The organism is Magnetospirillum sp. UT-4, from assembly GCF_902729435.1.
Taxonomy (GTDB): domain Bacteria; phylum Pseudomonadota; class Alphaproteobacteria; order Rhodospirillales; family Magnetospirillaceae; genus Magnetospirillum.
In genome coordinates, this window is record NZ_LR746523.1 from 1 (window position 1) to 24980 (window position 24980).

A 24980-nucleotide genomic window follows, 5' to 3' on the forward strand; every position below is an offset into this window, starting at 1 on the left:
GCTCTAGGACTTCGGATCGATCGCCCGCTGCAGGCCGTCGCCGACCAGGTTGAAGGCCAGCACGGTCAGGAAAATGGCCAGGCCCGGCCACAGCGCCTGGTCGGGGGCGCTCCACACCGCGTTCATGGCGCCGGTCAGCATGTTGCCCCAGGAGGCCAGCGGCGGCCGCACGCCCAGGCCGAGGAAGGACAGCGCGCTTTCGATCAGGATGATGTTGCCCACCGACAGGGTGGTCGCCACCACCACCGGCGAGGCCAGGTTGGGCAGGATGTGGCGGATCATGATGCGGCCCGGCCCGGCCCCCAGCGCCACCGCGGCGCGGACGTGGTCGCGGGCCTTCAGCGACAGCGCCTGGGCCCGCACCAGCCGCGCCACCGTGGTCCAGCCGACCAGCGCGATGATGACGACGATGCGCAGGACGGCAAAGGCCTCCGACCCGGTGGCCTCGGGCGACAGGCCCAGCTTGGCCGGATCGATGGCGGCCAGCACGATCAGCAGCGGCAGCAGTGGCAGCGCCATCACCCCATCGGTCAGGCGCATCAGCACCGCATCCGGCCGGCCGCCGTGATAGCCGGCCAGCAGGCCGATGGCGGTGCCGATCAGGGCCGCCAGCACCGCCGTCGCCGCCGCCACCGCCAGCGAGACGCGGCCGCCGGCCAGCAGGCGGGACAGGGTGTCGCGGCCCAGCTCGTCGGTGCCCAGCGGGTGGCCCGGGCCGGGGCCGGCATGGATGGCGGCCAGGTCCATCAGCTCGGGGTCGGGCGTGACGGCGGGGCCGGCCAGCGCCGCCAGCGCCAGCAGGCCCAGCAGGCCGGCACCGAACAGGGTGGCGCCGTCGGTCCTCATTGTTTCACCGTGCGGGGATCGAGCCAGCCATAGGCGAGGTCGGCCAGCATCGACCCCATCAGGGTCATGGCGGTGGCCAGCAGCAGCCCGGTCAGCGCCAGATTGAAATCGTTGCCCATCACCGCCTCGTAGATCAGGCGGCCCATGCCCGGCCAGGCGAACACCGTCTCGGCGATCAGCGCCCCCGAGAACAGGCTGCCCAGGTCCAAGGCGATGATGGTCACCACGGGTGCTGCGGCGTTGCGCAGCTGGTGGCGCCACACCACCCGGCCCGGGCTGCAGCCCTTGGCCAAAGCGGTGCGGACATAATCCTGGCGGGCCTCGCCCAGCATGGCGGCGCGGGCGTGGCGGACGTACTGGCCCATGCCGGCCACCGCCAGGGTCGTCACCGGCAGCACCATGTGGCGCAGCCGGTCGCCCAGGCCGCCCCACATCCCTTCAATGGCGCCGACCTCCTCCATGCCGCCGGCCGGCAGCCAGCCCAGGGTGACGGCGAACACCACCATCAGCATCAGCCCCAGCCAGAAGGTGGGCAGCGACACCGAGGCGAAGGCCAGCAGGTTGACCACGTGGTCGAAGGCCGAGCCGGGCCGGCGCGAGGCGGCGATGCCCAGCGGGATGGCCACCATCAGCGCCACCGCCATGGCGGTCCCCATCAGGATCAGGGTATTGACCAAAGCGGGCGCCAGCGCCGCCGCCACCGGTTTGGCATAAAGCCTCGACCAGCCCAGCTCGCCGCGCACCGCCTGGCCCAGCCAGGCCAGGTAGCGCTCGGTCCACGGCCGGTCGAGGCCGTAGAGCGCCTTCAGCCGCGCCGCGTCGGCGGCCGACAGGTTGGGATCGGCGGCCACCATCAGGTCCACCGGATCGCCCGGCATCAGCCCCATCAGGGCGTAGACGACGAAGCTCATGACCAGCAGGACGAGGGCCGACTGGACCAGGCGCGAGGCGATGCGGTGGGTCATGGGGGTGGTTCCCTCGACGCCCCTTCGTCCGTAGCCTCATCCTGAGGAGCCTGCGAAGCAGGCCTCTCGAAGGATGGGGCGGGCCAAGGAGAGTGCGACGGGCCTCGTCCTTCGAGATGCGCCCCTGCGGGGCGCTCCTCAGGATGAGGCCCGAACGGGGCGTCGCCACTCACTCCCACCGCCAGGTCTCCACCCACAGGGTGGTGGGGTCCTGGTGGCCGGTGGGGACCACGCCCTTCAGCGCCTTGGGCAGGATGTGGGCGTCGGCCTTGAAGAACAGCGGCAGGGCCGGCAGGTCGCGGGCGTAAAGGAGCTGCAGCTCGCGCCACAGGGCGGTGCGCTTCTTGCGGTCCAGCTCGACCTCGATGGCGTCGAGCAGCTCGTCCATGCGGGGATTGCCGTAGCCGGTGTAGTTCTGGCCCGAGAAGTTGTTGTCCTCGCGCGGGATCATGGTCGAGTGCAGGGTGCTGCGCGGGACGCTCTCGGGCGCCGAGTACCAGGCGAACAAGGCGAGGTGGGGGAAGCGGCGGCGCGTCACCGTGTCGCCGAAGAACACCCGGGGCGGCTCGGATTTCAGCCGCACGTCGATGCCGAGGCGCCGCCACTGGCCCTGCAGCACCTGCGACACCAGCTCGCGCGAGCGGTTGCCGGCGGTGGTGGCGATCTCCAGCACCAGCGCCTCGCCCTGGGCGTTGCGCCGCCCGCCGCCGTTCATGCGCCATCCGGCCTGGTCCAGCAGGGCGGCCGCCTTGGCGGCGTCGAAGCTGTAGCGGGGAACGTCGGCGGCGTGGACGCCGTCCAGCGGATTGACCGCCGAATGGGCCACCGGCTGGCGGCCGGCGAACAGCTGCTTCGAGATCGCCTCGCGGTCCATGCCCCACATCAGCGCCTGGCGCACCCGCTGGTCGGCGAGCACCGGAGAGGCCAGGTTGACGTCCAGGTGTTCGTAGACCAGCCCCGGCTTGTACAGCACGGTGAAGCGCCCGTTGCCTTTCTTCTGGCCCTCGCGCTTTTCGAAAGCGATGGCCTGCTCCAGCGGCAGGCCCAACTCGCCGGCGATCATGTCGACGCCGCCCGACAGCAGGTTGGCCTCCAGCGCCGCGGTGTTCTCGACGGTCTTCACCACGATGCGGGCGAAGGCCGGTTTGGCGCCGTTCCAATGGGCGTTGGGCACCAGCACCACGTGGCTGCCCTGGACCGCCGAGGCGATGCGGTAGGGACCGTTGTAGAGGCCGGGATTGGCACTGTCCTGGTCGTAGGCGGTGCGGTTGCGGTACTCGCCCGGGGCGTCGAAGAAGCGCGGCGCCTCGATATGGGCGGGGACGATTCGGAAGTCGTTGATGGCGTTGTAGTCGAAGGTCAGGCGGTCGAGGTGGAGGACGAAATTGCGCTCGTCCTTGATCTCGACCCGCAGGATGCGGCGGTACAGCTCGGCATCGGCGACGCCGGACAGGGGATGCTTGCCCACCTGCCAGGTGAACATCACGTCCTCGGTGGTCACCGGCTTGCCGTCGCCCCACTTGGCGCCGGCCTTGATGGTGAAGGACAGCGCCACCCCGGGCTTGCCCTCGGGCGTCTTCTCCGCCACCGCCAGCCCGTTCTCGATGGTGGGCAGGCGCTCGCACAGCATGCAGACCAGCTTCCACTCGGCGTCGAAGGCGGTGAAGGGCCGCGTCGCCATGTCCAGGATGTAGGTCTTGGCCAGCATCGATTCGATGTTGGGATGGAAGGTCGCCGGGTACTGGGTGATGCCGATGGTCAGGTCGTCCTTGGCCCGCACCGGCTGGGCAAGGGCGGCGCACAGGGCCAGGACCAGGACGACAAGGCGGTACGGCGGCGGCATGGTGGGCTCCGGCACGTGGTCGGCCCGATCCTATCGCGGCGCCCCCCGCAACGGAAGGCCCCCCTTGCGGGGGGCCTGTAAGCGCCTACTTGGCGGCGTCCGGCTGCGCGGCCTGGCGCATCGGGCACCACGGCGGCAACTGGGCGGTGTCGATGGTGCCGTCGGCGTTCAGCGGCGGGCCGAGACGGCCCTGGGCGGCGCCGGGGCCGGGGCCGAAACCACGTCCCATCATCGCGCCGGGCATCATCGGGCCGGGGGGCAGCTCGCCCTTGGCGCGGGCCTGGACCATCTGCTCGTGGCGCCAGCCGGGGCCGAAGCCGGGGCCGGTCGCTGTCGGGGCGGGGTCCTGGGCGGCGGCGGTGCAGCCGGCGACCAGAGCCAGGGCAAACATGGCGGCCATGGTCTTGGTCAGGGTCTTCATGGCATCCTCCTGTTCCTGTATTCCTTCATGGCTTCATTAGACGCCCCTCGGGTAACCCCATGATGTCCGTGCCCCGCCTGTTCGGTAACAGAGTGTATCCGGCGCTGATCGTCCTGCTGCTGGCGCTGCCGGCGGCGGCGGAACCGCGCGACTGCCCCGACTGCCCGGAGATGGTCGAGCTGCGGGGCTTCGCCATCGCCCGCACCGAGGCCAGCGTCGGCCAGTGGCGGGCCTGCGAGGCGGCCATGGCCTGCCCGGTCAAGATGAAGCTGCGCTGGCCCGAGGATGCCATGCCCATGACCGACGTCACCGCCGCCGAGGCCGAGGCCTATGCGGCGTGGCTGTCGCGGCGCACCGGAAAACGTTACCGCCTGCCCACCGAGGCGGAATGGGAATTCGCCGCCAAGGCCGGCACCACCACCGCCTATCCCTGGGGCGAGGCCATGGAGCCGGGCCGTGCCGTCTGCCAGCGCTGCGATCCGCGCTTCGACCACCGCCCGGCGCCGGTGGCGACCATGGCGCCCAATCCCTGGGGCCTTCACGACATGAACGGCAACGTCTGGGAATGGACCGCCGAGTGCTGGGAGCCGGCCTGCCGCAACCGGGTGGTCAGGGGCGGTTCGTGGTACTTCGTCCCCTTCCAGTCGCGCTCGGTCGCCCGCGCCCCCCAGGATGCCAAGAGCTGGAGCTACGACGTCGGCTTCAGGGTGGTGCGTGACTGATTCCCTCCGTCCCTCCCCCTGGTGGGGAGGGCTGGGGTGGGGGGGGAGCCGCGTCGGCGTTGTCGCGGAACTCACCCCACCCCCAACCCCTCCCCATCAAGGGGAGGGGAGCATGTACTCTTACCCCTTGCTCGGCACCATCAGGGTGGCTTCGCCGTCCAGGACCACCTTGCCGGCCACCGTGCAGGTGGTCTTGAAGGTGGCGAACTTCTTTTCCGGCACCAGGCCGGTCAGCTCGACGCGGGCGGTGACGGTGTCGCCGATGCGCACCGGCGCCTTGAACTTCAGCAGCTGCGAGACGTAGATGCAGCCCGGGCCGGGCAGCTTGGTGCCGAACACGGTGGAGATGAAGGCGGCCGACAGCATGCCGTGGGCGATGCGGCCCTTGAACATGGTCTGGCTGGCGAATTCCTCGTTGATGTGGACCGGGTTGAGATCACCCGAGATGCCGGCGAAGGCGACGATGTCGGCCTCGGTCACGGTCTTGGCGAAGATGGCCGACTGGCCGACCTCGAGATCCTCGTAATAGGAACCGTGCAGGGATTCTCCGCTCATTCCGTTTCTCCTAGGCTGAAGGGTCATGGTGCAGTGCACTATAGTCCGCGCCGGGCAACGCCACAACGCCCCTTGGTGTTGCAAGATGGCGGCGGCTGTGGCGGAATGGCCGCCCGCCGTCCGGAGGATGCCCGTGCCCGCCCGCGTTTCCGTTCTCGCCGTTTCGCTTCTCGCCCTGGCCGGCTGCGCCGCCGCCTCGGTGCCGTGGCAGAACCCGGACCTGCCCAAGGAGCAGTGGAGCCGCGACTGGAGCAGCTGCCGCCGCTGGGCCGAAAGCCAGGTGGGCTACCGCGAGGACGAGTCCTCCAGCCCGTTCCGCGATTACGACCGCGCCAAGGCCAAGAAGCAGCTGGACGGCCTCGCCGGGCTGTGCATGGAAGACCGCGGCTACATCCCCCTCAAGCGTTCCAGCCGATGAGAGAGCCCATGCGCCGCGCCGTCCTGCTCGCCTCCTGCCTGCTGCTGCTGGCCCTTCCCGCCGCGGCGCAGGATCTGCCCCAATTCCCCAAGGCCGGCCCGCCCGAGCCGCTGCCCGAGGCGCCCTGCGACACCGCGCTGGCCAATAACGGCGAATGGCTGCTGGGGCGCTGGGTGTCGCCGCAGAGCCGGTGGGAATTCACCCGCAAGGACGGCGCCATCCTGTGGAGTCTGGACCGCAAGGGCAGCGCCGCCGGCGATTTCGGCTGGTACGAGAGCACTCGCATCGACGGCAGGGTGGACAAGGTGACCGGCTGCACCGTGGCCATGACCGCCGGCCAGGGCGCCTTCGTCTTCGAGGGCGTGCTGACCGACCCGGGCAAGCTGTTCGGCTTCGCCACCAATGCCAAGGGCGCCCACGTCCGCTTCACCCTGCGTCGCGAGCGGTAAGACCGCAGCTCCCTCAGCCCGCCGCCGCCTTGCGGGCGCGCTTGTCGGCGTACATGGCGGCGTCGGCGGTGGCGAACAGGTCGCCGGGCTCGACCCCATCGACGGGGAAGCAGGCGACGCCGATGCTGGCTCCCACCGACACCGTCGCTCCCTCGGCCTCGATGCGGGCGTTCCGGATCGCCTCCGCCAGCTTTTCCGCCAGCGCCCGCGCCCCTTCGGCGGTGGTTTCGGGGGCCAGCACGACGAATTCGTCGCCGCCCGCCCGTACCGCCAGGTCGGTGACGCGGACATGGCCCGCGATGATTTCGGCGACCCGCTTCAGCACGGCGTCGCCGACGGCGTGGCCGTACTTGTCGTTGACCGGCTTGAACCCGTCCAGATCGACCATGATCAGCGCCAGTTCGTGGCCGTGGCGGCGCGCCCGCTCGAATTCGTGGCCCAGCACGTCGGCGAAGCGGCGGCGGTTGGCCAGGCCGGTCAGCGGATCGGTGACCGATTGCTCGATCAGGGCGTTGCGGCTGGTCTCCAACTCGCCCATCAGGCGGTTGAAGTTGTGGGCCAGCGAGCGCACCTCGTGCAGCCAGTGGAACGGCTTGTTGCCGACCCGGCTACCAAGGTCGCCGCTGTGCATGATGCCCTCGATGTGGTGGGCGAGGTCGATGATGGGCCGCGCGATCAGCAGCCTGACCTTCAGCAGCACCAGCACGAACAGCAGGAAGATCACCGCGCTGAAGGCATAGGTGACGGTGGAGAGGGTGAATTCCAGGGGCACCTTCAGGCGATCCACCGGGAAGCGGATGTCGATCACCCCGTTGACCGAGCCGACCCGGGTGCCGGCATGGCACTCGATGCAGTCGGCCCCCACCACCACCGGATAGACGTAGCGCAGGGTGTCGCCCATCAGCACCAGTTCCTCGCCGCCCGAAGCCATGGCGCGGGCGATCACCGGATCGGAGTCGCGGGCGATGCGGTCGGCCTCGACGTCGCCGAAGGCTTCGGCCACCTGGCGGCTGCGGTAGACGGCGACCCGCATGTCGGGCACGGCGGCGTTCATGCGCGCCACCAGCTCGGTGATCTCGTCCTTGGTCCAGCCCTTGCGCATGACCGAATAGAGGTTCTGGAACACCAGCTCGGCGTTGCGGCGCGATTCCGCGGCCGCCAGGGTGTTCATGGAACGCTCCTTCACCCAGCCGGCGACCAGCCCCACCGCCACGAACGAGATGACGGCGATGGCGGCGTAGATGACCAGAAGGGTGCGGGAAATTGAAAGCTGGAACAATTCAAACAACCTATGACGAAAGTTGTTATTCATCCTAAGGCAAATGACATATCGCAATCCAGGGTTATTCCCAGAAATCCTCCGGCGGGCGTACCACCGGGTCGCCGCCCAGCCGCTGGGCGGTGCGGGTGGCCTCCTCGCAATCGGCGACGAAGGCGCGGATGGCCGACAGGGCGCAATCCTCGGGGCTGCGCCCCAGCCGGCGGGCCGCCGCCGCCAGACGGTCGTCGAGATCGCGGGGCAGGGTCAGGGTCAGCATCTCCATCCTCCGTCAAAGTGCTTGATTTATGGCGGCGATCCGGGGACAACCGCCGCCATGAGCACGCTCGCGCAAGAAACCGCACTTCGGCGCACCTTCGCCATCATATCCCATCCCGACGCCGGCAAGACCACGCTGACCGAGAAGCTGCTGCTGTTCGGCGGCGCCATCCAGATGGCCGGCGCGGTGCGCGCCCGCGGCGAGCAGCGGCGCACCCGCTCGGACTGGATGGCCATCGAGAAGGAGCGCGGCATCTCGGTGTCGGCCTCGGTGATGAGCTTCGAGCACGAGGGCCTGAGCTACAACCTGTTGGACACGCCCGGCCACGAGGACTTCTCCGAGGACACCTACCGCACCCTGACGGCGGTGGATTCCGCGGTGATGGTGCTGGACGTCGCCAAGGGCATCGAGACCCAGACCCTGAAGCTGTTCGAGGTCTGCCGCCTGCGCGACATGCCCATCGTCACCTTCGTCAACAAGGTCGATCGCGAGGGCAAGGAACCCATCGAGCTGCTGGACGAGGTCGAGAAGACCCTGGCCCTCGACGTCTGCCCGGTGACCTGGCCCATCGGCATGGGCCGCGATCTCAAGGGCGTCTACGACCTGGTGCACAAGCGCGCCATCCTGTTCGACCCGGGCCGCGGCGACCACATCACCGAGCACGCCCTCGACGTGGCGCTGGACGATCCCCGCCTGGACGAGGCGGTGGGCACGGCCGCTGCCCAGCGGCTGCGGGAAGAGGTCGAGCTGGTGCAGGGCGGCTATCCCGAATTCGACCTGGAAAGCTACCGCGCCGGCCACCTGACGCCGGTGTTCTTCGGCTCGGCGCTGCGCACCTTCGGGGTGGCGGAACTGCTGCGCGGCCTCGGCCGGCTGGCGCCGCCGCCGCTGGCCCGCAAGACCGACCTGCGCGAGGTCGCCCCGCACGAGGAGAAGGTGGCCGGCTTCGTGTTCAAGGTCCAGGCCAACATGGACCCCAACCACCGCGACCGCATCGCCTTCTTCCGCATCTGCTCGGGCCGCTTCCGCCGCGGCATGAAGCTGAAGCACGTGCGCTCGGGCAAGGTGATGGCGCTGGTCAACCCGGTGTTCTTCCTGGCCCAGACCCGAGAGCTGGCGGAAGAGGCCTTCCCCGGCGACATCATGGGCATCCCCAATCACGGCCAGTTGCGCATCGGCGACACCTTGAGCGAATCCGAGGACATGAACTTCCTCGGCATCCCCACCTTCGCGCCGGAAGTGCTGCGCCGGGTGCGCCTGGACGACCCGATGAAGGCCAAGCAGCTGAAGAAGGCCCTCGACGATCTGGCCGAGGAGGGGGTGTCACAGGTGTTCAAGCCGGTGGACGGCGGCACCTGGATCGTCGGCGTGGTCGGGCCGCTGCAGTTCGACGTGCTGACCACCCGCATCGAAAGCGAATACAACATCAAGGCCGGCTTCGAGGACGGCGGCTTCGTCACCGCCCGCTGGGTGGCGGCCGAACCGGCCCTGCTGGAACGCTTCGCCGCCGCCCACAAATCCAACATGGCCGAGGACCGCGACGGCGCCCCGGTCTACCTGGCGCGCAATTCCTGGCAGTTGGGCCGCGCCCAGCAGGACTTCCCCGAGGTGACGTTCACCGCGACGCGGGAACAGCACTGAGCGATTGGTCGACCGCAGGCTAAGCGCAGCCCGAACGCCGCACCGCATGGCTTGCGCAATATGTCGCAATTGGTGTAAATATTCCCCTATACCGCGCATCCCGGTTCCTGGGACGGCGATCGGGAAAGGTATCCGCTTGGCGCGAAATGCTGCCTGAGGGGGGGGGGATGAGCAACGAAGTCCAACAGACCGCGACCGACAAGGGGAGCCTTGGTCGGGCTCATTTGGCGCGACTGGTCGCCGTCGCGTCGTTCCTGACCATCTTTCTGCTCGTCGCCACCTTGGTCGGGCTTGCCGCGACCGACGCCAAACCAGAGGTTATCGAGGTCGGCAAGAACACATTCACCGCCATCCTGCCGGTGGTCGCCGGCTGGATGGGAACCGTCCTCGCGTTCTATTTCTCGTCGCAAAGCCTGGACCGCACCAGCGCCAGTCTGGACCTGTCCATGAGCCAGAACACCAAGACGGCGAACACCAGCGTCACAAAAGAGATGATCCCCGCCGGAAATATAATCAAGCCGATGGTATTGGCTGCAAATGATGACGCAATCTCGAAGAAGACGGCAGGTGAATTGCTCAAGATATTTAAGGATAGCGGCATCACCAGGATGATTTTCTGGACAGAGAACCAGGTGTGCCGCTACATCCTGCACCGCGCGACTTTGAATGATTTCATCGTACGCTCGGAAGGCGATCTCAGCAAAACGTTCGCCCAATTGCTGGAGGACGGGGAGAGCCAGGCGCAGATCACCCAGGTCGCCTTCGTGCCGGCGACCGCCTCGCTCAGGGACGCCAAGGCGGCGCTGAAGCGAACCGCTGGCGCCCAGGACATCATCGTCACCGCATCGGGCAATTCGAGTGAACCGGTCCTGGGATGGCTGACCAATATCGACCTCATGAAGGCCCTGGACGGAGCCTGACATGACCACCGGCACGCCGAACCCACAGGAACGGCCACGGCAGCGATCGACGCTCTTGCCGCTTCGGCTTTGGCGTCGGTTCGTCCAGTCCATTAACTGGGACCTGTCCATCGTCTGCCTGTGCTTCGCTGCCGCCCTGCCCCTGGCCGATGGCGGCCTGCCGCTGGGGTTGAGCGCCTGGCGGATGGTTTTCCCGCCGCAACAACGCGACGACATGGCGGCCTTTGCCCAGGCTCAGATCCTGGCGCCGCGGTCCGAGCCTGCGCCTCTTGTGGCGCTCGACGCCACCAAGACCACCACGTTCGTCGCCCTGAAGGCCCGGCCCCCGGAAAAGGGAACGGCGAATGGTTATATCTGGGTGGCGGTGTCCGAGGACCTGAGACGGAAGTGCGTGGGCAAGCCCTCGCCGGCGCGGGCATTGCACCGGATTTTGGGACTGCATCCGGCGGTCGATCCCGACGAGCGGCTTTATGAAATCACCCTGCCGGCCGACAAGGTATTCCGCCCCTGTCTCAGCGGCCACGACATTACCACCACGGCCTGCACCAGGCCGCCGCCCGCGCCGGCCGCCGCTCCGTTGCCGTCGGTGCATCAGGTATTCATCGTCCGCAACCTGGCGGCCAATGCCGTGCGGGTGAACTATCCATTCACCGGCATGGGTTACACATACGACTGGAGCCTTGACAGCCCCGACAATGTGGGCGTTAGCGAATTCGTCATTCCCGCAGGGACCGACATCACCCCCGGACCGCCGATTACCCCGGAAGCCTTCTGCCGGCCCGGCGCTTTGCCCACCTGAGGTGCCGAACCTCACGCCTTGACATGCGAATCCGGCGCCGCCGGCACAATCGTGGTTTCGGTGGTGGCCGGCTAGGTCCGCGCGTGGTTTCCCAGAGCCTTCGCATCGTCGGCATTCTCCGGCCCGCGCCAGCCCGCCCTTGCACTCCGCCCGCCGATGGACTACCCCTTACCGTCCCGTATCCATGCCGGTCCGTGTCCCTTGCCCCCCATGCGCCTGATCCGTCATTGCGGCGAACTGCCCCCCGACCTGAAGGGATGCGTGGTGGCGCTCGGCAATTTCGACGGGGTGCATCGCGGTCACCAGGCGGTGATCGGCACCGCCCGCGCCGTCGCCGGCACGCTGGGGGCGCCGCTGGCGGTGATGACCTTCGAGCCGCATCCCCGGGCCTTCTTCAATCCCGGCCAGCCGCCGTTCCGCCTGACCCCGTTCCGGGTCAAGGCCCGCCTGCTCGAGGCGCTGGGCATCGACCTCTTGTTCATGCAGCATTTCGACGCCGCCTTCGCCGGCATCACCGCGCTGGAATTCGTCGGCGACATTCTGCTCGGCTGCCTGGGGGCGCGTCACGTGGTGGTCGGCTACGACTACGTGTTCGGCAAGGGCCGCCAGGGCACCGGGGCGCTGCTGCAGAAGCTGTCGGACGAGGGGGCGTTCGGTTTCACCTCGGTGCCGCCGGCCATGACCGCCTCGGGCGAGACGTTCTCGTCGACCCGGGTGCGCGAGTACCTGGTCGAGGCCAAGCCGGCCGAGGCGGCCAAGCTGCTGGGCCATTACTGGGAGATCGAGGGCCGGGTCGAGCACGGCGACGCCCGCGGGCGCACCATCGGCTTCCCCACCGCCAACCTGCATCTGGGCGAGTACCAGCGCCCGGCCACCGGGGTCTATGCGGTGCGGGCCGGCATCGATCTGGGCGGGGCCACCATGTGGCGCGACGGGGTGGCCAATTTCGGCCGCCGCCCCACCTTCGACAAGACCGACGAATTGCTCGAGGTCCACCTGCTCGACCACGGCGAGGACCTGTATGGCCGCCACCTGCGCGTCGCCCTGGTCGAACACATCCGCCCCGAGGCCAGGTTCGCCGGCATCGACGACCTCAAGGCGCAGATCGCGCGTGACGTCGAGACCGCCCGGACCCTGCTGTCCGGGCGCCGCTTCCCCGACAATCCCGGCCCGATGGTGCCGGTCAGCGAAGCCTGAGGTCCCGTCCATGCTGCGTCCCGGCCTGATCCTCGCCGCCATCGTGATGATCCTCGACCAGGCGACCAAGTGGTGGATCGTCGAGACGGTGATGCGCCCCGAGGGCGTGGCCGAGACGCCGTTCTTCAGCCCGGTGCGCATCGAGGTGCTGCCGGTGTTCGACCTGGTGATGGCGTGGAACCGCGGCGTCTCGTTCGGCATCTTCAACACCGACGGACCCTGGAACGCGCTGGTGCTGTCGGTGCTGTCGCTGGTCATCTCGGGCGGATTGGTGCTGTGGCTGCACAAGGCCGAGACCCGGCTGGTCGGCTATGCCCTGGGCGCCATCATCGGCGGCGCGCTGGGCAACGTCGTCGACCGCATCCGCTGGGGCGCGGTGGCCGACTTCCTCGACGTCCATGTGGCCGGCTGGCACTGGCCTGCCTTCAATTTGGCGGATTCGGCAATTACCGTCGGCGCCGTGCTGCTGGTGCTGGATGCCTTGTTCCCGCGCCGCGACTTAGGTAAGAATTAGGGTTATGACCGTGAACCTCGAAAACCGCCGCCGCTCCGGCCTTCGCGCCGCCTTCGCCGTCCTGCTCGCCGCCGCGACCCTGTCCGGCTGCTCCGAGGCGCGCCGCGCCCTCGGCTACGACAAGGCGCCGCCCGACGAATTCCAGGTGGTCGAGCGCGCGCCGCTGTCCATGCCCCCCGATTTCAGCCTGCGCCCGCCCGCTCCCGGCGCCGTCCGCCCGCAGGAAGGCAACACCCGCGACCAGGCGCGCAAGGCGCTGGCCGGCAATGCGCGCAGCGTCTCGCCGGTCTCGGCCCAGGGCCGCACCCAGGGCGACGTGGCGCTGCTGAAGCGCGCCGGGGCGGAGCAGATCCAGCCCGACATCCGCATGCTGGTGAACAAGGAAACCCAGAACCTGGCCGATACCGACAAGTCGTTCACCGACAAGCTGGTGTTCTGGCGCAAGGCCGAGCCGCTGGGGACCTCGGAGCAGCTGGACGCCGCCCGCGAGGCCCAGCGCCTGCGCGAGAACCAGGCCCTGGGCCGGGGCGTCGGCGAGGGCGAGGCGCCGAGGATCGAGCGCCGCCGCAAGGGCATGCTGGAAGGCATATTCGACTAGGTCGGAGGACAGGGTATGATCCCTCCCGGAGCATAGTCCGGGGGAGACGCCATGGTCCGTTGGTTCCTGTGGGGCCTTGGCCCCTTGCTGCTGGCATCGCCGGCGGTGGCCGAGACCCGGCCCTATCCCGTCGTCGACACCAACCAGACCGCCTGCTACGACGAGCGCGGCACCATTCGCTGCCCGGCGCCCGGCCAGCCGTTCTTCGGCCAGGACGCGCAGCACCCGGGAGCGGCGCCGCGCTACCGCGACAACGGCGACGGCACCATCGACGACCTGGTCACCGGCCTGTCCTGGCAGAAGCAGTTCCGCCGCACCACCTGGGCCGAGGCCCCGGCCGATGCCGCCGCCGCCCGAACCGGCGGCCATGCCGACTGGCGGGTGCCGACCATCAAGGAATTGTATTCGCTGATCGACTTCAGCGGTGCCACCGGGCGGGCGCCGCCCTCGTCCAGCAGCGTGCCGGCCGATGCCCGCCCCTATCTCGACACCCGCGCCTTCGCCTTCGAATACCCGCGCGAGCACCGCTACATCGATGCCCAGTACGTCTCCTCGACCGCCTATGTCGGCACGGTGATGGGGCGCGACCGCGGCTTCTTCGGGGTCAACTTCGCCGATGGCCGCATCAAGGGCTATCCCCAGGACGGCGGCCCGGCGCGGCGGCAATGGTATGCCCGCTACGTGCGCGCCAATCCCGCCTATGGCCGCAACGACTTCCACGACAACGGCGACGGCACGGTGGCCGACCGCGCCACCGGCCTGACCTGGGCGCAGGCCGACAGCGGCGCGTTCCGCGACCGCCTGGGCTGGACGGCCAAGCGTGACGGCCGCCTGGACTGGCGCGAGGCGCTGGCCTTCTGTTCCGGCCTCGAGTTGGGCGGGCGCAGGGATTGGCGGCTGCCCGACGCCAAGGAACTGCACAGCATCGTCGATTACACCCGCGCCCCCGACGTCACCGGCACGGCGGCGCTGGCGCCGGTGTTCGCCATCAGCGAGATCCGCGACGATGCCGGCCGGCGCGACTGGCCCTATCACTGGAGCTCGACCAGCCACAATGACGGCCCCGGCACCTTCGCCGTCTACATCGCCTTCGGCCGCGCCGGCGGCCACATGGGGGGCGGCGGCATGGGGGGCGGCGGCATGGGGCCACGGCCGGGGATGGGGCCACCGCCGGGGATGGGGCCACCGCCCGGCATGGGGCCACCACCGGGGATGGGCGCCATGGGCGGCGGAGCCGGCTCGGCCAACCTCACCCTGCTCGACGTCCACGGCGCCGGAGCGCAGCGCTCCAGCCCGAAGAGCGGCGACGAATCCCGCCTGCCCAAGGGCGCCGGCCCCCAGGGCGACGTGCTGAGGATCTACAATTACGCCCGCTGCGTCTGCGGCGGATGAGTGCGGCCCGGCCGGGCCGCGCAAGGCTGGCAATACACCCATGTTTCATAGGGGCTTGATGATCGCCATTCGGAGTGGTGTCCTATGACCTTTGTAGGTGGCGGCCCCTTGGCTGGGGCGCCACCTTCCGCATCGACGGCGATCGCCTGCTGGTGTGCGATCATGCGGTCAACGGCGATTCCGAGGTGGTGGACAAGGTCAAGACGCTGGTCGGCGGCACCGCCACCATCTTCATGCGCGACACCCGGGTCTCCACCAACGTGATGAAGGCCGATGGCAGCCGCGCCGTCGGCACCCAGCTGGCGAAGGGACCCGCCTACGAGTCGGTGTTCGTCCGCAAGCAGCCGTTGTTCCGCGGCGAGGTGGAGATCCTGGGCCAGCCCTACATGACCGCCTACGACCCGCTGCTCGACCCGGCCGTCTCGACGTGGCCGTCCCCGAGCTTCGCCAGAGCGACGAGATCGGCGCCCTCGAACGCGAGCGCCTCGCCGCGGCCGAACGCGAGGCGCAGGAGGCGCGCAACCGCCGCCAGATCGCCCGCGAGACGCTGACCCAGGTCTTCGACGACGCCGTCCAGGGGGTGCTGCGGGTGGTCACCGATTCCGCCCATGCCCTGCGCGACGCCGCCCAGGCCATGGCCGCGGTGGCGCAGGAGACCGGCCGCCAGTCGGCGACTGTGGCGGCTGCCGCCGAAGAACTGGCCGCGGCGGAAGGCGAGATCGCCCGCCAGACCACCCGCCAGATCACCCGCTCGTCCGAGATCGCCTCGGGTGCCGCCGACGCGGCCCGCCGCGTCAACGAGGTGGTCGCCAGCCAGACCAACCTGCTGGCCCTGAATGCCACCATCGAGGCGGCGCGGGCGGGCGAGGCCGGCAAGGGCTTCGCGGTGGTGGCGGGCGAGGTGAAGTCGCTGGCGACCCAGACGTCCAAGGCGACCGGCTGAGGGGGGTTAGACCGGCCGCAGATCGCCGGCCCAGGCCGCTTCGGCCAGTTCGCTGGCGCGGGTCCAGTACCGGCGGGCCTCGTCGCTGCCCTGGTCGCCGACCCGGTGCAGCACGGCGACGGCCAGCCCGTAGGCCTCGCTGCGCCGGCCGGCGGCGAGCAGGCGGGTGGCGATCTCGATGTCGGTGACGGGGTGGGGGGAGGCCAGCATGACGCCTATCCTTCTGATGGCGGGGACTGGCCACGATCGTAGCGGCAAAACCTTTACCGCCGGTTGACGCGACGCGAAGTCCCGCCTCCCTCTTCGTCATGCGAGGCAGACGGAGTCCCCTCGCCCGCAGGCGGGCGAGGGGCCGCCCTCACTCCCCGAAATTCAGCCCGCGGGCGCCGTCCACGTCGGTGGCGGGCCATGCCTCGACCAGGGCCACGGCGGCGTTGTAGGCGCGCAGGGCGCGCTGGGGGTCGGGGGCCTCCAGGCGGGCGACGGTGCCGTCGGGGCGCAGCTCGGCCTGGAACTGCCAGCGGCCCTCGGCGGCGAGGCCGGCAAGGCGGTCGCCGCGCCACCGCAGCTCCAGACGGTCGCCGAACGAATTGGCGATGCCCTGCAGGCGGGTTCCGGTGGCGTCCCACCGCGCCTCGATCCAGCGGCCGGGGGTGGCGATCCGGGTCAGGCGTCCGCTGCCGGTCCGCACCACCACCTCGAGCCGCGATCCGCCGGCCCCGTCCAGCGCCAGCCGCCCGGCGGCGGGGTCGAACTCGGCCACCGCGCCGATGCGCTGGAGCCGGTCGAGCACCTGCCGCCGCAGCCGGTGGCCGGAGGCCGAGCGGGGGTCCTCGGGCGGCAGCAGGCGGTCGAGGGCGTGGGCATGGACCAGCGCCATGACGCTGCTGCCGGGCGGAGCGGCATTGGCCTCCAGCGCGAACAGGCGGCGGTCGGCATCGTCGGGATTGCGCGCCACCAGCTCCTCCAGATGGCCGAACACCAGGGCCCAGCCCAGGCGGCGGCCGGTCTCGGGGGCGAGCAGGGCTTCGGCGGCGGCGCGCTCGTCGGGGCGCAGGCGGGCGCGCGACCATGCCTCGGCGGCGGCCTCGGGCCAGCGCCCGGCCTTGGCGAAGGCGGCATGGCGGGCGGCGGCGAGGTCGGCGAGGGCGGCGCCCGGCCGCGCCGCCTCGATGTCGTCGAGGGCGGCGCCGATTGTGTCGGCCAGGCGGGCGCGGGCGAGCAGCAGGCGGGAACGCTGGCCGGCCAGCGTGCCGGGCAGGCCCGCCGCCGCCTGGCCCAGCACGGTCCGCGCGCCGCCGGCATCTCCCGCCGCCTCCAGCCGCCCGGCCTCGGCCAGCGGCGCATCGGCGGCGGCCGGTGCGGGCGCCGGCGCCAGGCCATCGGCCTTGCGGCGGGCATCCTCGGCGCGCGAGCGGCCGCCGATGTGGTCCAGCGACGTCGCCAGCGCCCGCAGCACCGGCGCCGAGGCGGCGCGGCGGCCCAGATGGTCCTCGGCAAGCCCGATGGCGGCGCGGTGGTCGCCAAAGGCCTGCAGCGCGGCCAAGTCGACCAGCAGCAGCCCCTCGTCGCCGTCCAGGCCGGCCCGGCGGGCCACCTCGGCCTGGGCATGGGCGCGGACCGGCAGGCCGGCGGCCAGCAGAGCCTCGACCTCGAGGCGGCGCACCGGCGCCCCCGGCGGTGCCAGCTCGGCCCCCCGGGTCAAGGGCGCCAGGGCGGCCAGCGGCCGGCGGTCGGCCAGCTCAAGCGCCCCCAGGCGGGCCAGCAGCGCGACGTCGCCGGGGCGCTCGGCCAGGGCGGCGGCCAGGATTCCGCGCGCCAGTCCGACCCGTCCCGCCAGTTCCATGGCGGTGGCGGCGGCGATGGCGTTTCCCTCGACCACCCGGCGGGCGGCCTCCAGGCGGTCCTGGCGGATCAGCGCGGCGGCGCGTCCGACCGCATCGCCGGCGCGGGCGAAGGCATCCTCGGCCTCGGCGGCGCGATCCAGCGCCAGCAGCTGCAGGCCGGCATAGCGCCATGCTTCGACGTCGGTGGGCACCGCCGCCAGGTGGCGGCGGGCCAGCTCCAGCCCGTCGCCGGGGGCCAGCGGCGCCCCCGGCGCCACGGCGGCGGCCAGCGGGGCGAGCGCGTCGGGCAACGCCGACCCGGCGGCGGGACGGAGGGCGGCGAACACGAGGGCGAGGATCAGGACCGGCAGGCGCATGCCGGCAGTGTAGCCGCCTCAGCGCGAACGCGCACCTGCCACGGCGGGAGTTTCCGGTGGTGCCTTGGCCACCCGGTTGCGGCCCTCGTCCTTGGCGGCGTAGAGGGCGCGGTCGGCGGCGCCGATGGCTTCGTGGACGGTGCGGCCGGGGACCATCAGGGCGACGCCGATGGAGCAGGTGACCGGCACCCGCTCTCCGTTCTCCACCGTCACCGGCAGCCGGGCCAGGGCGCGGCGCAGGCGGTCGAGCACGTGGGCGGCCTTGTCGGCATCGGTGTCGGGCAGGCAGAACAGGAATTCCTCGCCGCCGTAGCGGTAGACCATGTCGTAGGGCCGCAGCCGGCGCTGGAAGAAGCGGGCGGCGGCGCACAGGACGCGGTCGCCGCTGAGATGGCCCCAGGTGTCGTTGATCCGCTTGAAGTGGTCGAGGTCGGCCAAAGCGAGGCAGACCGGGCGGTCGGTGCGCAGGGCGCGCATCCATTCGCGCTTCAGGTCGCGCATCATGCCCTGGCGGTTGTGCAGGCCGGTCAGCGGGTCGGTCTCGGCCAGCAGGCGGCGGAAATGGGTTTCGACCCGGCGCGCCTCGCGGCCATAGGCATCGACGGCGGCCATGAAGCGGCGGTAGCGCTCGGGATCGAGGCGGCCGTCGCGGCGGGCGGCGGTGGTGACCTCGCCGGCCGTCGCCTGCATGGCGGCGCGCAGCCGTACCAGGGCCGCCAGTTCGCCATCCTCGCCGCAGGTGGCGAGGCAGGGGGCGTCGGGTTCGGCGGGGACGGGGTCCTCGCCGGGCAGCATCAGCGCGGTATGGACGCGCAGCAGCCAGGCCAGGTGCTCGACGGCCACGCGTTCGCACAGCCGCAACATGTCGCGGGTTCGCTCCACCTGCACGTCAACGGGCTCCGTCTGGGCACGACGGCCGATCATCCCACGCCACGCCGCGCCGCGCCGCCGGTGCGGAGGAGGTACCCCGTTCAGCCGGGATCGGCGAAGACCTCTTGCCAGGCGGCCATCAGGGCGGAATCGACCTCCGCCATGGTCGGGGTCAGGCCCAAATCCCACAGCGAGGTGATTCCGTGTTGGCTGATGCCGCAGGGGACGATGCCCTGGAAATGGGACAGGTCGGGCTCGACGTTCAGGGCGATGCCGTGGAAGGTGACCCAGTGGCGCACCCGCACGCCGATGGCGGCCACCTTGTCCTCGCGCCCCCCTCCACGCTCGACCCAGATGCCGACGCGCCCGTCGCGCCGGCCGGCGCTCAGGCAGAAGCCGGCCAGGGTGCGGATCAGCCACTCCTCGAGAGCGTGGACGTAGGCGCGCACGTCGGCGCCGCGGCGCTTGAGGTCCAGCATGACATAGGCCACCCGCTGGCCGGGGCCGTGATAGGTGTACTGGCCGCCGCGCCCGCTCTGGAACACCGGGAAGCGCCCGGGATCGAGCAGGTCCTCGGGCCTGGCGCTGGTACCGGCGGTATAGAGCGGCGGGTGTTCCAGCAGCCATACGCATTCCGGCGCGGTGCCGGCGCGGATGGCGGCGACCCGCGCCTCCATGACCGCCACGGCCTCGGCGTAGTCCACCAATCCGTCGCTGATGCGCCACTCGATGGGGGGAGACATGGCCGTGGGGGAAAGTCCGCTTGATTCGCCGGGGACGATTTGGTATTCCGCTGTCTCCTCGTTGGCAAGCCCCAAATCGGGCGGTCCGGCGAGGCTCTACCGGCTAAGCGACCGTGGCGGAACTGGTAGACGCGCACGCTTGAGGTGCGTGTGACGAAAGTCGTGGGAGTTCGAGTCTCCCCGGTCGCACCAATGCCTAGGCATTGTGAAACCCTCAGAAACCCCGGGGCGCGCCTGCGTCGCCGGGGTTTTCTGCGTCTGCGGCGGGCAGGGTGAAGCAGAAGCGGCTGCCGCCCTCCGGCCGCGGCTCCACCCAGATGCGGCCGCCATGGCGGGCGACGATGCGCCGGCAGATGGCCAGGCCGATGCCGGCGCCGGGATAGCGGTCGGGGCCGTGCAGACGCTTGAACATCTGGAAGATCTCGTCCTTGAAGACGGGATCGACGCCGATGCCGTCATCCTCGACGACGAAGAGCACCGTGTCGCCGTCATCACGTGCCGTCACCCGCACCCGGGGCGGCGCGCCCGGCCGGGCGAACTTGAGGGCGTTGCCCAGCAGCTGGCGCAGCAGGTCGGCCAGCTGCTCGCGATCGCCCCGCACCGCCGGCAGCGGGCCGGATTCGACCTCTGCATGGGAGCGGAGGATGATGTCGGCCAGGGCCGCGCGCACCTCGGCCAGCAGCGCCTCCATGTCCACCGGCATCAGCGGGCGGGCATCGGTGCCGGCGCGGGCATAACCCTGCAGGCCCTCCACCTGGCCCTGCATGCGCTCGGCGGCGGCGACCAGATAGCGCAGGAACTCCTCGGTCTCGGCGTCGATGGTGCCGTGCAGGTGGCGGCGCAGCAGCTGGGCGAAGCTGACGATGCCGCGCACCGGCTCCTGCAGGTCGTGGAAGGCGGCGAAGTGGAAGCGCTCCAGCTCGCGGTTGGACTGTTGCAGCTCCTTGACGGCCATGGCCAGCGACTGCTCCATGGCACGGCGGTCGGTGATGTCCTCCAGCGCCACGATGACGCGGTCCAGGGTCGCGCCGTGGCCCTCGGGCACCACCCAGTGCACCACCACGTCGCGCCGTTCGCCATCCAGGGCGCGCACCTCGCCCTCCACCGACAATTCCCGTTCGCCGTGCCAGATGGCCAGCAGCTGGCGCCGGAACGCGTCCCGCGAGCCGGGGGTGAAGGTGCGGTCCAGCGCGCCCAGCAGGGCCTCGCGGTCGGGGGCGCGGTGCAGCGCCAGGGTGGCGGTATTGACGTCGATGACCCGCACCCGGGCCGCGGCGGCGTCGGCGAAGGCGGGATTGGCGGCCAGATAGGCGTCGAGGTCGGCGCCGATGATCGGGCGGGCCTGGTCCAGCATGGTCTTCACCGCCGAGAAGTCCTCCTCCCACAGCGACACCGGCGAGGCGGTGAACAGCATGCGGTGACGGGCCTCGCTGTCCTGCAGCGCCTGGTACGAGAGGCGGATGGCGCGGCGCATTTCGCCGAAGGCGATGGCGAGGTCGGCGAACTCGTCGTCGCCGCCGCCGCGGCCGCGCTCCAAGGCCGGCGGATTGGTGAGGTCGGCGGCGGCCAGCGAGCGGGCATAGGCCGCCATCTCCTCCAGCGGCCGGGTCACCAGCGGCGCCACCAGGTGGAACAGCACCGTCAGCAGCCCGCCGACCAGCACCAGGCTGGCCAGCAGCACCATCCAGGCCCGCTGCAGCACCGGCCGCGTCAGCTCGTCGCGGCCGATGACGACGCGCAGCGTGCCGATGTCGCGCTGCTGGCCGAGATAGGTCCGGACCAGCGGATAGACCCGCTCGAGGGCATCGACGGCGGGCGTGGCGCCGGCGGTGGCCAGCGGCGCTCCGCCCGGGTCGCGCACCTCGACCAGCGAGACCGCCGGCAGGCTGTCGATGCCCATGACCAGCAGGCCCAGGCGCTCGCGGTCATCCAGCCAGACGTTCTCGGCGATCCCGGGAAGGTAGCTTTTCTCGACCTGGACCAGGCGCTCGCCGGCCCGCGCGCGGGCGAGTTGGTAGTCCAGCGCCAGCAATGCGCCGGTGACCGCCAGCACGATCACCACCCCGGCCAGCCCCAGCCGCAGGATCATCTGATGCGCCAGCGAAATGCGCGAGCCGCCGGCGCCCATGCTCATTTCAGCCCGGTGACGGCGGAGCCCAGGCCGCCGAACACGGTCTCGGCGATGGCCTCGTAACTGCCGTCGGCCTTCATCGTGCGCAGGGTGGCGGCGACCTTGTCCACCTGGTCGGCGTGGCGGCGATGCAGGTAGATGTACATGGGCACCCGCGTCAGCGGCGGTTCCTGCACATGGAGGGCAATGCCGGCGGCCTTGGCCTGGGACAGGATCTGCCAGCGCTCGTGCAGGATCACCTCGGTGCGGCCGGCCTTCAGCAGGTTGAGCAGCTGCTGGGTGTCCTTGGTCCGGGTCAGCTCGCGCACCGTCGGCAGGTTGTGCTCGAACACCTGCCAGCCGAGGATGTGGGCCACCGCCCTGGGCGCCAGTGCGGCCCAGCTGGCGGGGGTGGACTCGGGCTGCGCCGCGCAGGCGACGAAGTCGTTGACGAACATCCGCTCGGGGACCCGGATCAGGTTGGGGTATTCATCCTCGATCCCGGCCACCCGGCCGGCCAGTCCGTCGGTGACGCCGTCATTGGCCAGCACGAAGGCCCGTGCCGAGGCGGGGTTGACCTCGACCTCGGCCTCCAGCCCCAGGCGGGCGAACACCTCGCGCACCAGAACCTGGTGGAAGCCGGTGCCGTCGGCCCGGGTCCATGGCTCGACCATGCCGGTGGACAGGCGCAACGGCTCCGCCGCGAGTCCCGCCGGTGCCGCCAGCGCCAGCAGGCCTACCATCGCCAAGGCGATCAGCAGCCGCATGCCATTCCTCGTACCGTCCGCAATCCCCGAGGATCATGCTATGTCTTTTGCCGCGCGCTGGAAAGGGGGCAGGACCGCAGCCCTGCCATGGGCGGGAGGCGGGCTTTCGGATTTCCGAAAGCGGGGCGCGCCGGGTGGCTTCGGCCCTTGTTCTTCCGGCCGGAAGGGCGTATGCGAGAGGACCCGCCCCTTGCCTGGGCGGGCCATCCATACAGACCACCGCCCGAGGTCGCGCGCATGAGCATGTCGGACGAGCTGCGCAACGCCGCTCTCGAATACCACCGGCTTCCCGTGCCGGGAAAGATCAGCGTCACCGCCACCAAGCCGCTGGGCAACCAGCGCGACCTGGCGCTGGCCTACAGCCCCGGCGTCGCCGCCGCCTGCGAGGCCATCGTCGCCGATCCCGGCGCGGCGGCCGAGGTCACCGCGCGCGGCAATCTGGTGGCGGTGGTCACCAACGGCACCGCCGTGCTCGGCCTGGGTGCCATCGGCCCGCTGGCGGCCAAGCCGGTGATGGAGGGCAAGGGCGTCCTGTTCAAGAAGTTCGCCGGCATCGACGTCTTCGACATGGAGATCGCCGAGCTCGATCCGCAGCGGCTGGTGGACATCATCGCGGCGCTGGAGCCCACCTTCGGCGCCATCAACCTGGAAGACATCAAGGCCCCCGAGTGCTTCGAGGTCGAGCGCAAGCTGAAGGAGCGGCTGTCGATCCCGGTCATGCACGACGACCAGCACGGCACCGCCATCGTGGTCGGCGCCGCCATGGTCAACGCCCTGCGCATCGCCCGGAAGGATATCGCCAGCGTCAAGCTGGTCGCCTCGGGCGCCGGCGCCGCCGCCCTGGCCTGCCTCAATCTGCTGGTGTCGCTGGGCGTCAAGCGCGAGAACATCTGGGTCACCGACATCAAGGGCGTGGTCTACCAGGGCCGCAACGAGCTGATGGACCCCTACAAGGAGGTCTTCGCCCAGGAGACCGAGGCCCGCACCCTGGACGAGGTGATCGGCGGCGCCGACATCTTCCTGGGGCTGTCGGCGCCCCGCGTGCTGACCCCCGAGATGGTGGCCAGGATGGCCGACCACCCCATCGTCTTCGCCCTGGCCAATCCGACCCCGGAAATCCTGCCCGACGAGGTCAAGTCGGTGCGTCCCGACGCCATCATCGCCACCGGGCGCTCGGACTATCCCAACCAGGTCAACAACGTCCTGGTGTTCCCCTACATCTTCCGCGGCGCCCTGGACGTCGGCGCCACCCAGATCAACGAGCCGATGAAGCTGGCCGCCACCTACGCCCTGGCCGAGCTGGCCATGGCCGAATCGGACGAGCGGGTGCGCGCCGCCTATGGCGAGGCCATGCTGTCCTTCGGCCCCGAATACCTGATCCCCAAGCCGTTCGATTCGCGCCTGATCCTGAAGATCGCCCCGGCGGTGGCCAAGGCCGCCATGGAGACCGGGGTGGCACGGCGCCCGATCATCGACTTCGACGCCTATCTCGAGACCCTGTCGCAGTTCGTCTTCCGCTCCGGCCTGGTGATGAAGCCGGTGTTCGACCGCGCCCGGCAGGACCGCCGCCGCGTCGTCTACACCGAGGGCGAGGGCCGGCGGGTGCTGATGGCGGTGCAGACGGTGGTCGATGAGGGCCTGGCCGAGCCGGTGGTGATCGGCCGGCGCGAGGTGGTGAACAAGCGCATCCGCGACCTCGACCTGCGCATCCGCGTGGGCGAGGATTTCGAGCTGTGCGACCCCGAGGACGACCCTCGCTTCAACGATTACTGGAAGCTCTACCACGGGCTGATGGAGCGCTCGGGCGTCAGCCCGGAATATGCCCGCACCGTGGTGCGCACCCGCAACACCGTAATCGGCTCCCTCATGGTCCGCCGCGGCGAGGCCGACGCCATGATCTGCGGCACCATCGGCCGCTACGACAAGCACCTGTCGCACATCACCGCCATCCTGGGGCTGAAGGACGGGGTCCGGCAGCCGGCGGCCATGAACCTGCTGGTGATGCCCTCGGGCACCTATTTCCTGTGCGACACCTACGTCACCCCCGAGCCGACCCCGGAGCAGATCGTCGAGGCCACCCTGCTGGCCGCCGAGGAGGTCCGCCGCTTCGGCATCGAGCCCAAGGTGGCGCTGCTGTCCCATTCCAGTTTCGGGTCGCGCCAGACCGCCTCGGCACAGAGGATGCGCGAAGCCCTCGCCATCCTGCATCAGCGCGCCCCCTATCTCGAGGTCGAGGGCGAGATGCACGGCGACGCGGCGCTGTCCCAGGACATCCGCGAGCGCGTCTTCCCCAATTCCCGCCTGAAGGGGGCCGCCAACCTGATGGTGATGCCCAGCCTGGACGCCGCCAACATCTCGTTCAATCTGTTGAAGGTGCTGGGCGAGGGGCTGTCCATCGGGCCGATCCTGATGGGGGCGGCGATGCCGGCGCACATCCTCACGCCCTCGGCCACCGTGCGCAACATCGTCAACATGACCGCCCTGGCGGCGGTGGACGCCCAGTCGAGCGCCAATTTGCGAGGATAG

25 protein-coding genes, 1 tRNA gene and 1 pseudogene are annotated in these 24980 nt (G+C 70.4%); 14 read left to right on the forward strand and 13 right to left on the reverse strand.

What is annotated here, in order from left to right; genetic code table 11:
* Positions 1-3: 3 nt before the first annotated feature.
* The 4 genes from MTBUT4_RS17300 to MTBUT4_RS17315 all read right to left on the reverse strand — a co-directional run bounded on the left by MTBUT4_RS17300 (position 4) and on the right by MTBUT4_RS17315 (position 4075).
* Positions 4-846, reverse strand: coding sequence for an ABC transporter permease (locus tag MTBUT4_RS17300; protein WP_173980956.1), 843 nt, complete (start codon positions 844-846; stop codon positions 4-6).
* A complete protein-coding gene (locus tag MTBUT4_RS17305; RefSeq protein WP_173980957.1) occupies positions 843-1811 on the reverse strand; it encodes an ABC transporter permease in 969 nt (322 codons plus the stop codon). The genes MTBUT4_RS17300 and MTBUT4_RS17305 overlap by 4 nt, the downstream gene beginning before the upstream one ends.
* A gap of 169 nt (positions 1812-1980) precedes the next feature.
* Positions 1981-3654 carry a peptide ABC transporter substrate-binding protein gene (locus tag MTBUT4_RS17310; RefSeq protein WP_173980958.1) on the reverse strand — a complete coding sequence of 558 codons (1674 nt, stop codon included), beginning with the start codon at positions 3652-3654 and terminating at the stop codon, positions 1981-1983.
* An 85-nt stretch (positions 3655-3739) separates the two neighbouring features.
* On the reverse strand, positions 3740-4075 hold the full coding sequence (locus MTBUT4_RS17315) for a hypothetical protein (protein ID WP_173980959.1): 336 nt from the start codon (positions 4073-4075) through the stop codon (positions 3740-3742).
* Positions 4076-4134: 59 nt separating this feature from the next.
* On the opposite strand from MTBUT4_RS17315, the gene MTBUT4_RS17320 reads away from it, so the two are divergent.
* Positions 4135-4797 (forward strand): SUMF1/EgtB/PvdO family nonheme iron enzyme, encoded by a 663-nt coding sequence (locus MTBUT4_RS17320; RefSeq protein ID WP_254434909.1) that lies wholly within the window; start codon positions 4135-4137, stop codon positions 4795-4797.
* Between the two features lie 120 nt (positions 4798-4917).
* Here the strand turns inward: MTBUT4_RS17320 and MTBUT4_RS17325 are convergent, their stop codons facing one another.
* Complete coding sequence (locus MTBUT4_RS17325) at positions 4918-5352, reverse strand: MaoC family dehydratase (RefSeq protein WP_173980960.1); 435 nt, start codon at positions 5350-5352, stop codon at positions 4918-4920.
* Positions 5353-5485: 133 nt separating this feature from the next.
* On the opposite strand from MTBUT4_RS17325, the gene MTBUT4_RS17330 reads away from it, so the two are divergent.
* Positions 5486-5770 carry a hypothetical protein gene (locus tag MTBUT4_RS17330; RefSeq protein WP_254434910.1) on the forward strand — a complete coding sequence of 95 codons (285 nt, stop codon included), beginning with the start codon at positions 5486-5488 and terminating at the stop codon, positions 5768-5770.
* Between the two features lie 8 nt (positions 5771-5778).
* The gene (locus MTBUT4_RS17335) at positions 5779-6219 is read left to right on the forward strand and encodes a hypothetical protein (protein ID WP_173980962.1); all 441 of its coding nucleotides are present in this window, start codon (positions 5779-5781) and stop codon (positions 6217-6219) included.
* 13 nt (positions 6220-6232) lie between these two features.
* Here the strand turns inward: MTBUT4_RS17335 and MTBUT4_RS17340 are convergent, their stop codons facing one another.
* Both MTBUT4_RS17340 and MTBUT4_RS17345 read right to left on the reverse strand, forming a co-directional pair.
* Positions 6233-7498, reverse strand: coding sequence for a GGDEF domain-containing protein (locus MTBUT4_RS17340; protein ID WP_173980963.1), 1266 nt, complete (start codon positions 7496-7498; stop codon positions 6233-6235).
* Between the two features lie 64 nt (positions 7499-7562).
* Positions 7563-7757 carry a hypothetical protein gene (locus MTBUT4_RS17345; protein ID WP_173980964.1) on the reverse strand — a complete coding sequence of 65 codons (195 nt, stop codon included), beginning with the start codon at positions 7755-7757 and terminating at the stop codon, positions 7563-7565.
* Positions 7758-7814: 57 nt separating this feature from the next.
* Between MTBUT4_RS17345 and MTBUT4_RS17350 the strand changes: the two genes are divergently transcribed.
* From MTBUT4_RS17350 to MTBUT4_RS17390, 9 genes are all read left to right on the forward strand, one after another.
* Entirely contained in the window at positions 7815-9398 is a 1584-nt protein-coding gene (locus MTBUT4_RS17350) for a peptide chain release factor 3 (protein WP_173980965.1), read from the forward strand.
* A 167-nt stretch (positions 9399-9565) separates the two neighbouring features.
* Complete coding sequence (locus MTBUT4_RS17355; protein WP_173980966.1) at positions 9566-10318, forward strand: hypothetical protein; 753 nt, start codon at positions 9566-9568, stop codon at positions 10316-10318.
* A gap of 1 nt (position 10319) precedes the next feature.
* The gene (locus MTBUT4_RS17360; protein ID WP_173980967.1) at positions 10320-11117 is read left to right on the forward strand and encodes a hypothetical protein; all 798 of its coding nucleotides are present in this window, start codon (positions 10320-10322) and stop codon (positions 11115-11117) included.
* A gap of 210 nt (positions 11118-11327) precedes the next feature.
* Positions 11328-12314, forward strand: coding sequence for a bifunctional riboflavin kinase/FAD synthetase (locus MTBUT4_RS17365; RefSeq protein WP_173980968.1), 987 nt, complete (start codon positions 11328-11330; stop codon positions 12312-12314).
* Between the two features lie 10 nt (positions 12315-12324).
* Positions 12325-12828, forward strand: coding sequence for a signal peptidase II (gene lspA / locus MTBUT4_RS17370; protein ID WP_173980969.1), 504 nt, complete (start codon positions 12325-12327; stop codon positions 12826-12828).
* A gap of 4 nt (positions 12829-12832) precedes the next feature.
* Entirely contained in the window at positions 12833-13426 is a 594-nt protein-coding gene (locus MTBUT4_RS17375; protein WP_173980970.1) for a DUF3035 domain-containing protein, read from the forward strand.
* 51 nt (positions 13427-13477) lie between these two features.
* Complete coding sequence (locus tag MTBUT4_RS17380; RefSeq protein ID WP_173980971.1) at positions 13478-14818, forward strand: DUF1566 domain-containing protein; 1341 nt, start codon at positions 13478-13480, stop codon at positions 14816-14818.
* A 74-nt stretch (positions 14819-14892) separates the two neighbouring features.
* On the forward strand, positions 14893-15369 hold the full coding sequence (locus tag MTBUT4_RS17385) for a cache domain-containing protein (protein ID WP_173980972.1): 477 nt from the start codon (positions 14893-14895) through the stop codon (positions 15367-15369).
* An 83-nt stretch (positions 15370-15452) separates the two neighbouring features.
* Complete coding sequence (locus MTBUT4_RS17390) at positions 15453-15761, forward strand: methyl-accepting chemotaxis protein (protein ID WP_173981044.1); 309 nt, start codon at positions 15453-15455, stop codon at positions 15759-15761.
* A 6-nt stretch (positions 15762-15767) separates the two neighbouring features.
* Here MTBUT4_RS17390 and MTBUT4_RS17395 read toward each other — a convergent pair whose 3' ends face one another.
* The 4 genes and pseudogenes from MTBUT4_RS17395 to lipB form a co-directional block, all read right to left on the reverse strand.
* Positions 15768-15971: a hypothetical protein gene (locus MTBUT4_RS17395; protein WP_173980973.1), complete on the reverse strand. Its 204-nt coding sequence runs from the start codon at positions 15969-15971 to the stop codon at positions 15768-15770.
* A 148-nt stretch (positions 15972-16119) separates the two neighbouring features.
* A complete protein-coding gene (locus MTBUT4_RS17400) occupies positions 16120-17964 on the reverse strand; it encodes a hypothetical protein (RefSeq protein ID WP_173980974.1) in 1845 nt (614 codons plus the stop codon).
* An 18-nt stretch (positions 17965-17982) separates the two neighbouring features.
* Positions 17983-18852 (reverse strand): diguanylate cyclase, encoded by an 870-nt coding sequence (locus MTBUT4_RS17405; protein WP_173980975.1) that lies wholly within the window; start codon positions 18850-18852, stop codon positions 17983-17985.
* A gap of 1 nt (position 18853) precedes the next feature.
* Positions 18854-19565, reverse strand: a pseudogene (gene lipB / locus MTBUT4_RS17410) (lipoyl(octanoyl) transferase LipB).
* A 119-nt stretch (positions 19566-19684) separates the two neighbouring features.
* Between lipB and MTBUT4_RS17415 the strand changes: the two are divergent.
* A tRNA-Leu gene (locus MTBUT4_RS17415) sits at positions 19685-19769 on the forward strand.
* A 22-nt stretch (positions 19770-19791) separates the two neighbouring features.
* Here the strand turns inward: MTBUT4_RS17415 and MTBUT4_RS17420 are convergent.
* Both MTBUT4_RS17420 and MTBUT4_RS17425 read right to left on the reverse strand, forming a co-directional pair.
* Positions 19792-21705 (reverse strand): ATP-binding protein, encoded by a 1914-nt coding sequence (locus MTBUT4_RS17420; RefSeq protein WP_254434911.1) that lies wholly within the window; start codon positions 21703-21705, stop codon positions 19792-19794.
* 2 nt (positions 21706-21707) lie between these two features.
* Entirely contained in the window at positions 21708-22454 is a 747-nt protein-coding gene (locus MTBUT4_RS17425) for an ABC transporter substrate-binding protein (RefSeq protein WP_173980978.1), read from the reverse strand.
* Between the two features lie 243 nt (positions 22455-22697).
* On the opposite strand from MTBUT4_RS17425, the gene MTBUT4_RS17430 reads away from it, so the two are divergent.
* Positions 22698-24980 (forward strand): NADP-dependent malic enzyme, encoded by a 2283-nt coding sequence (locus MTBUT4_RS17430; protein ID WP_173981045.1) that lies wholly within the window; start codon positions 22698-22700, stop codon positions 24978-24980.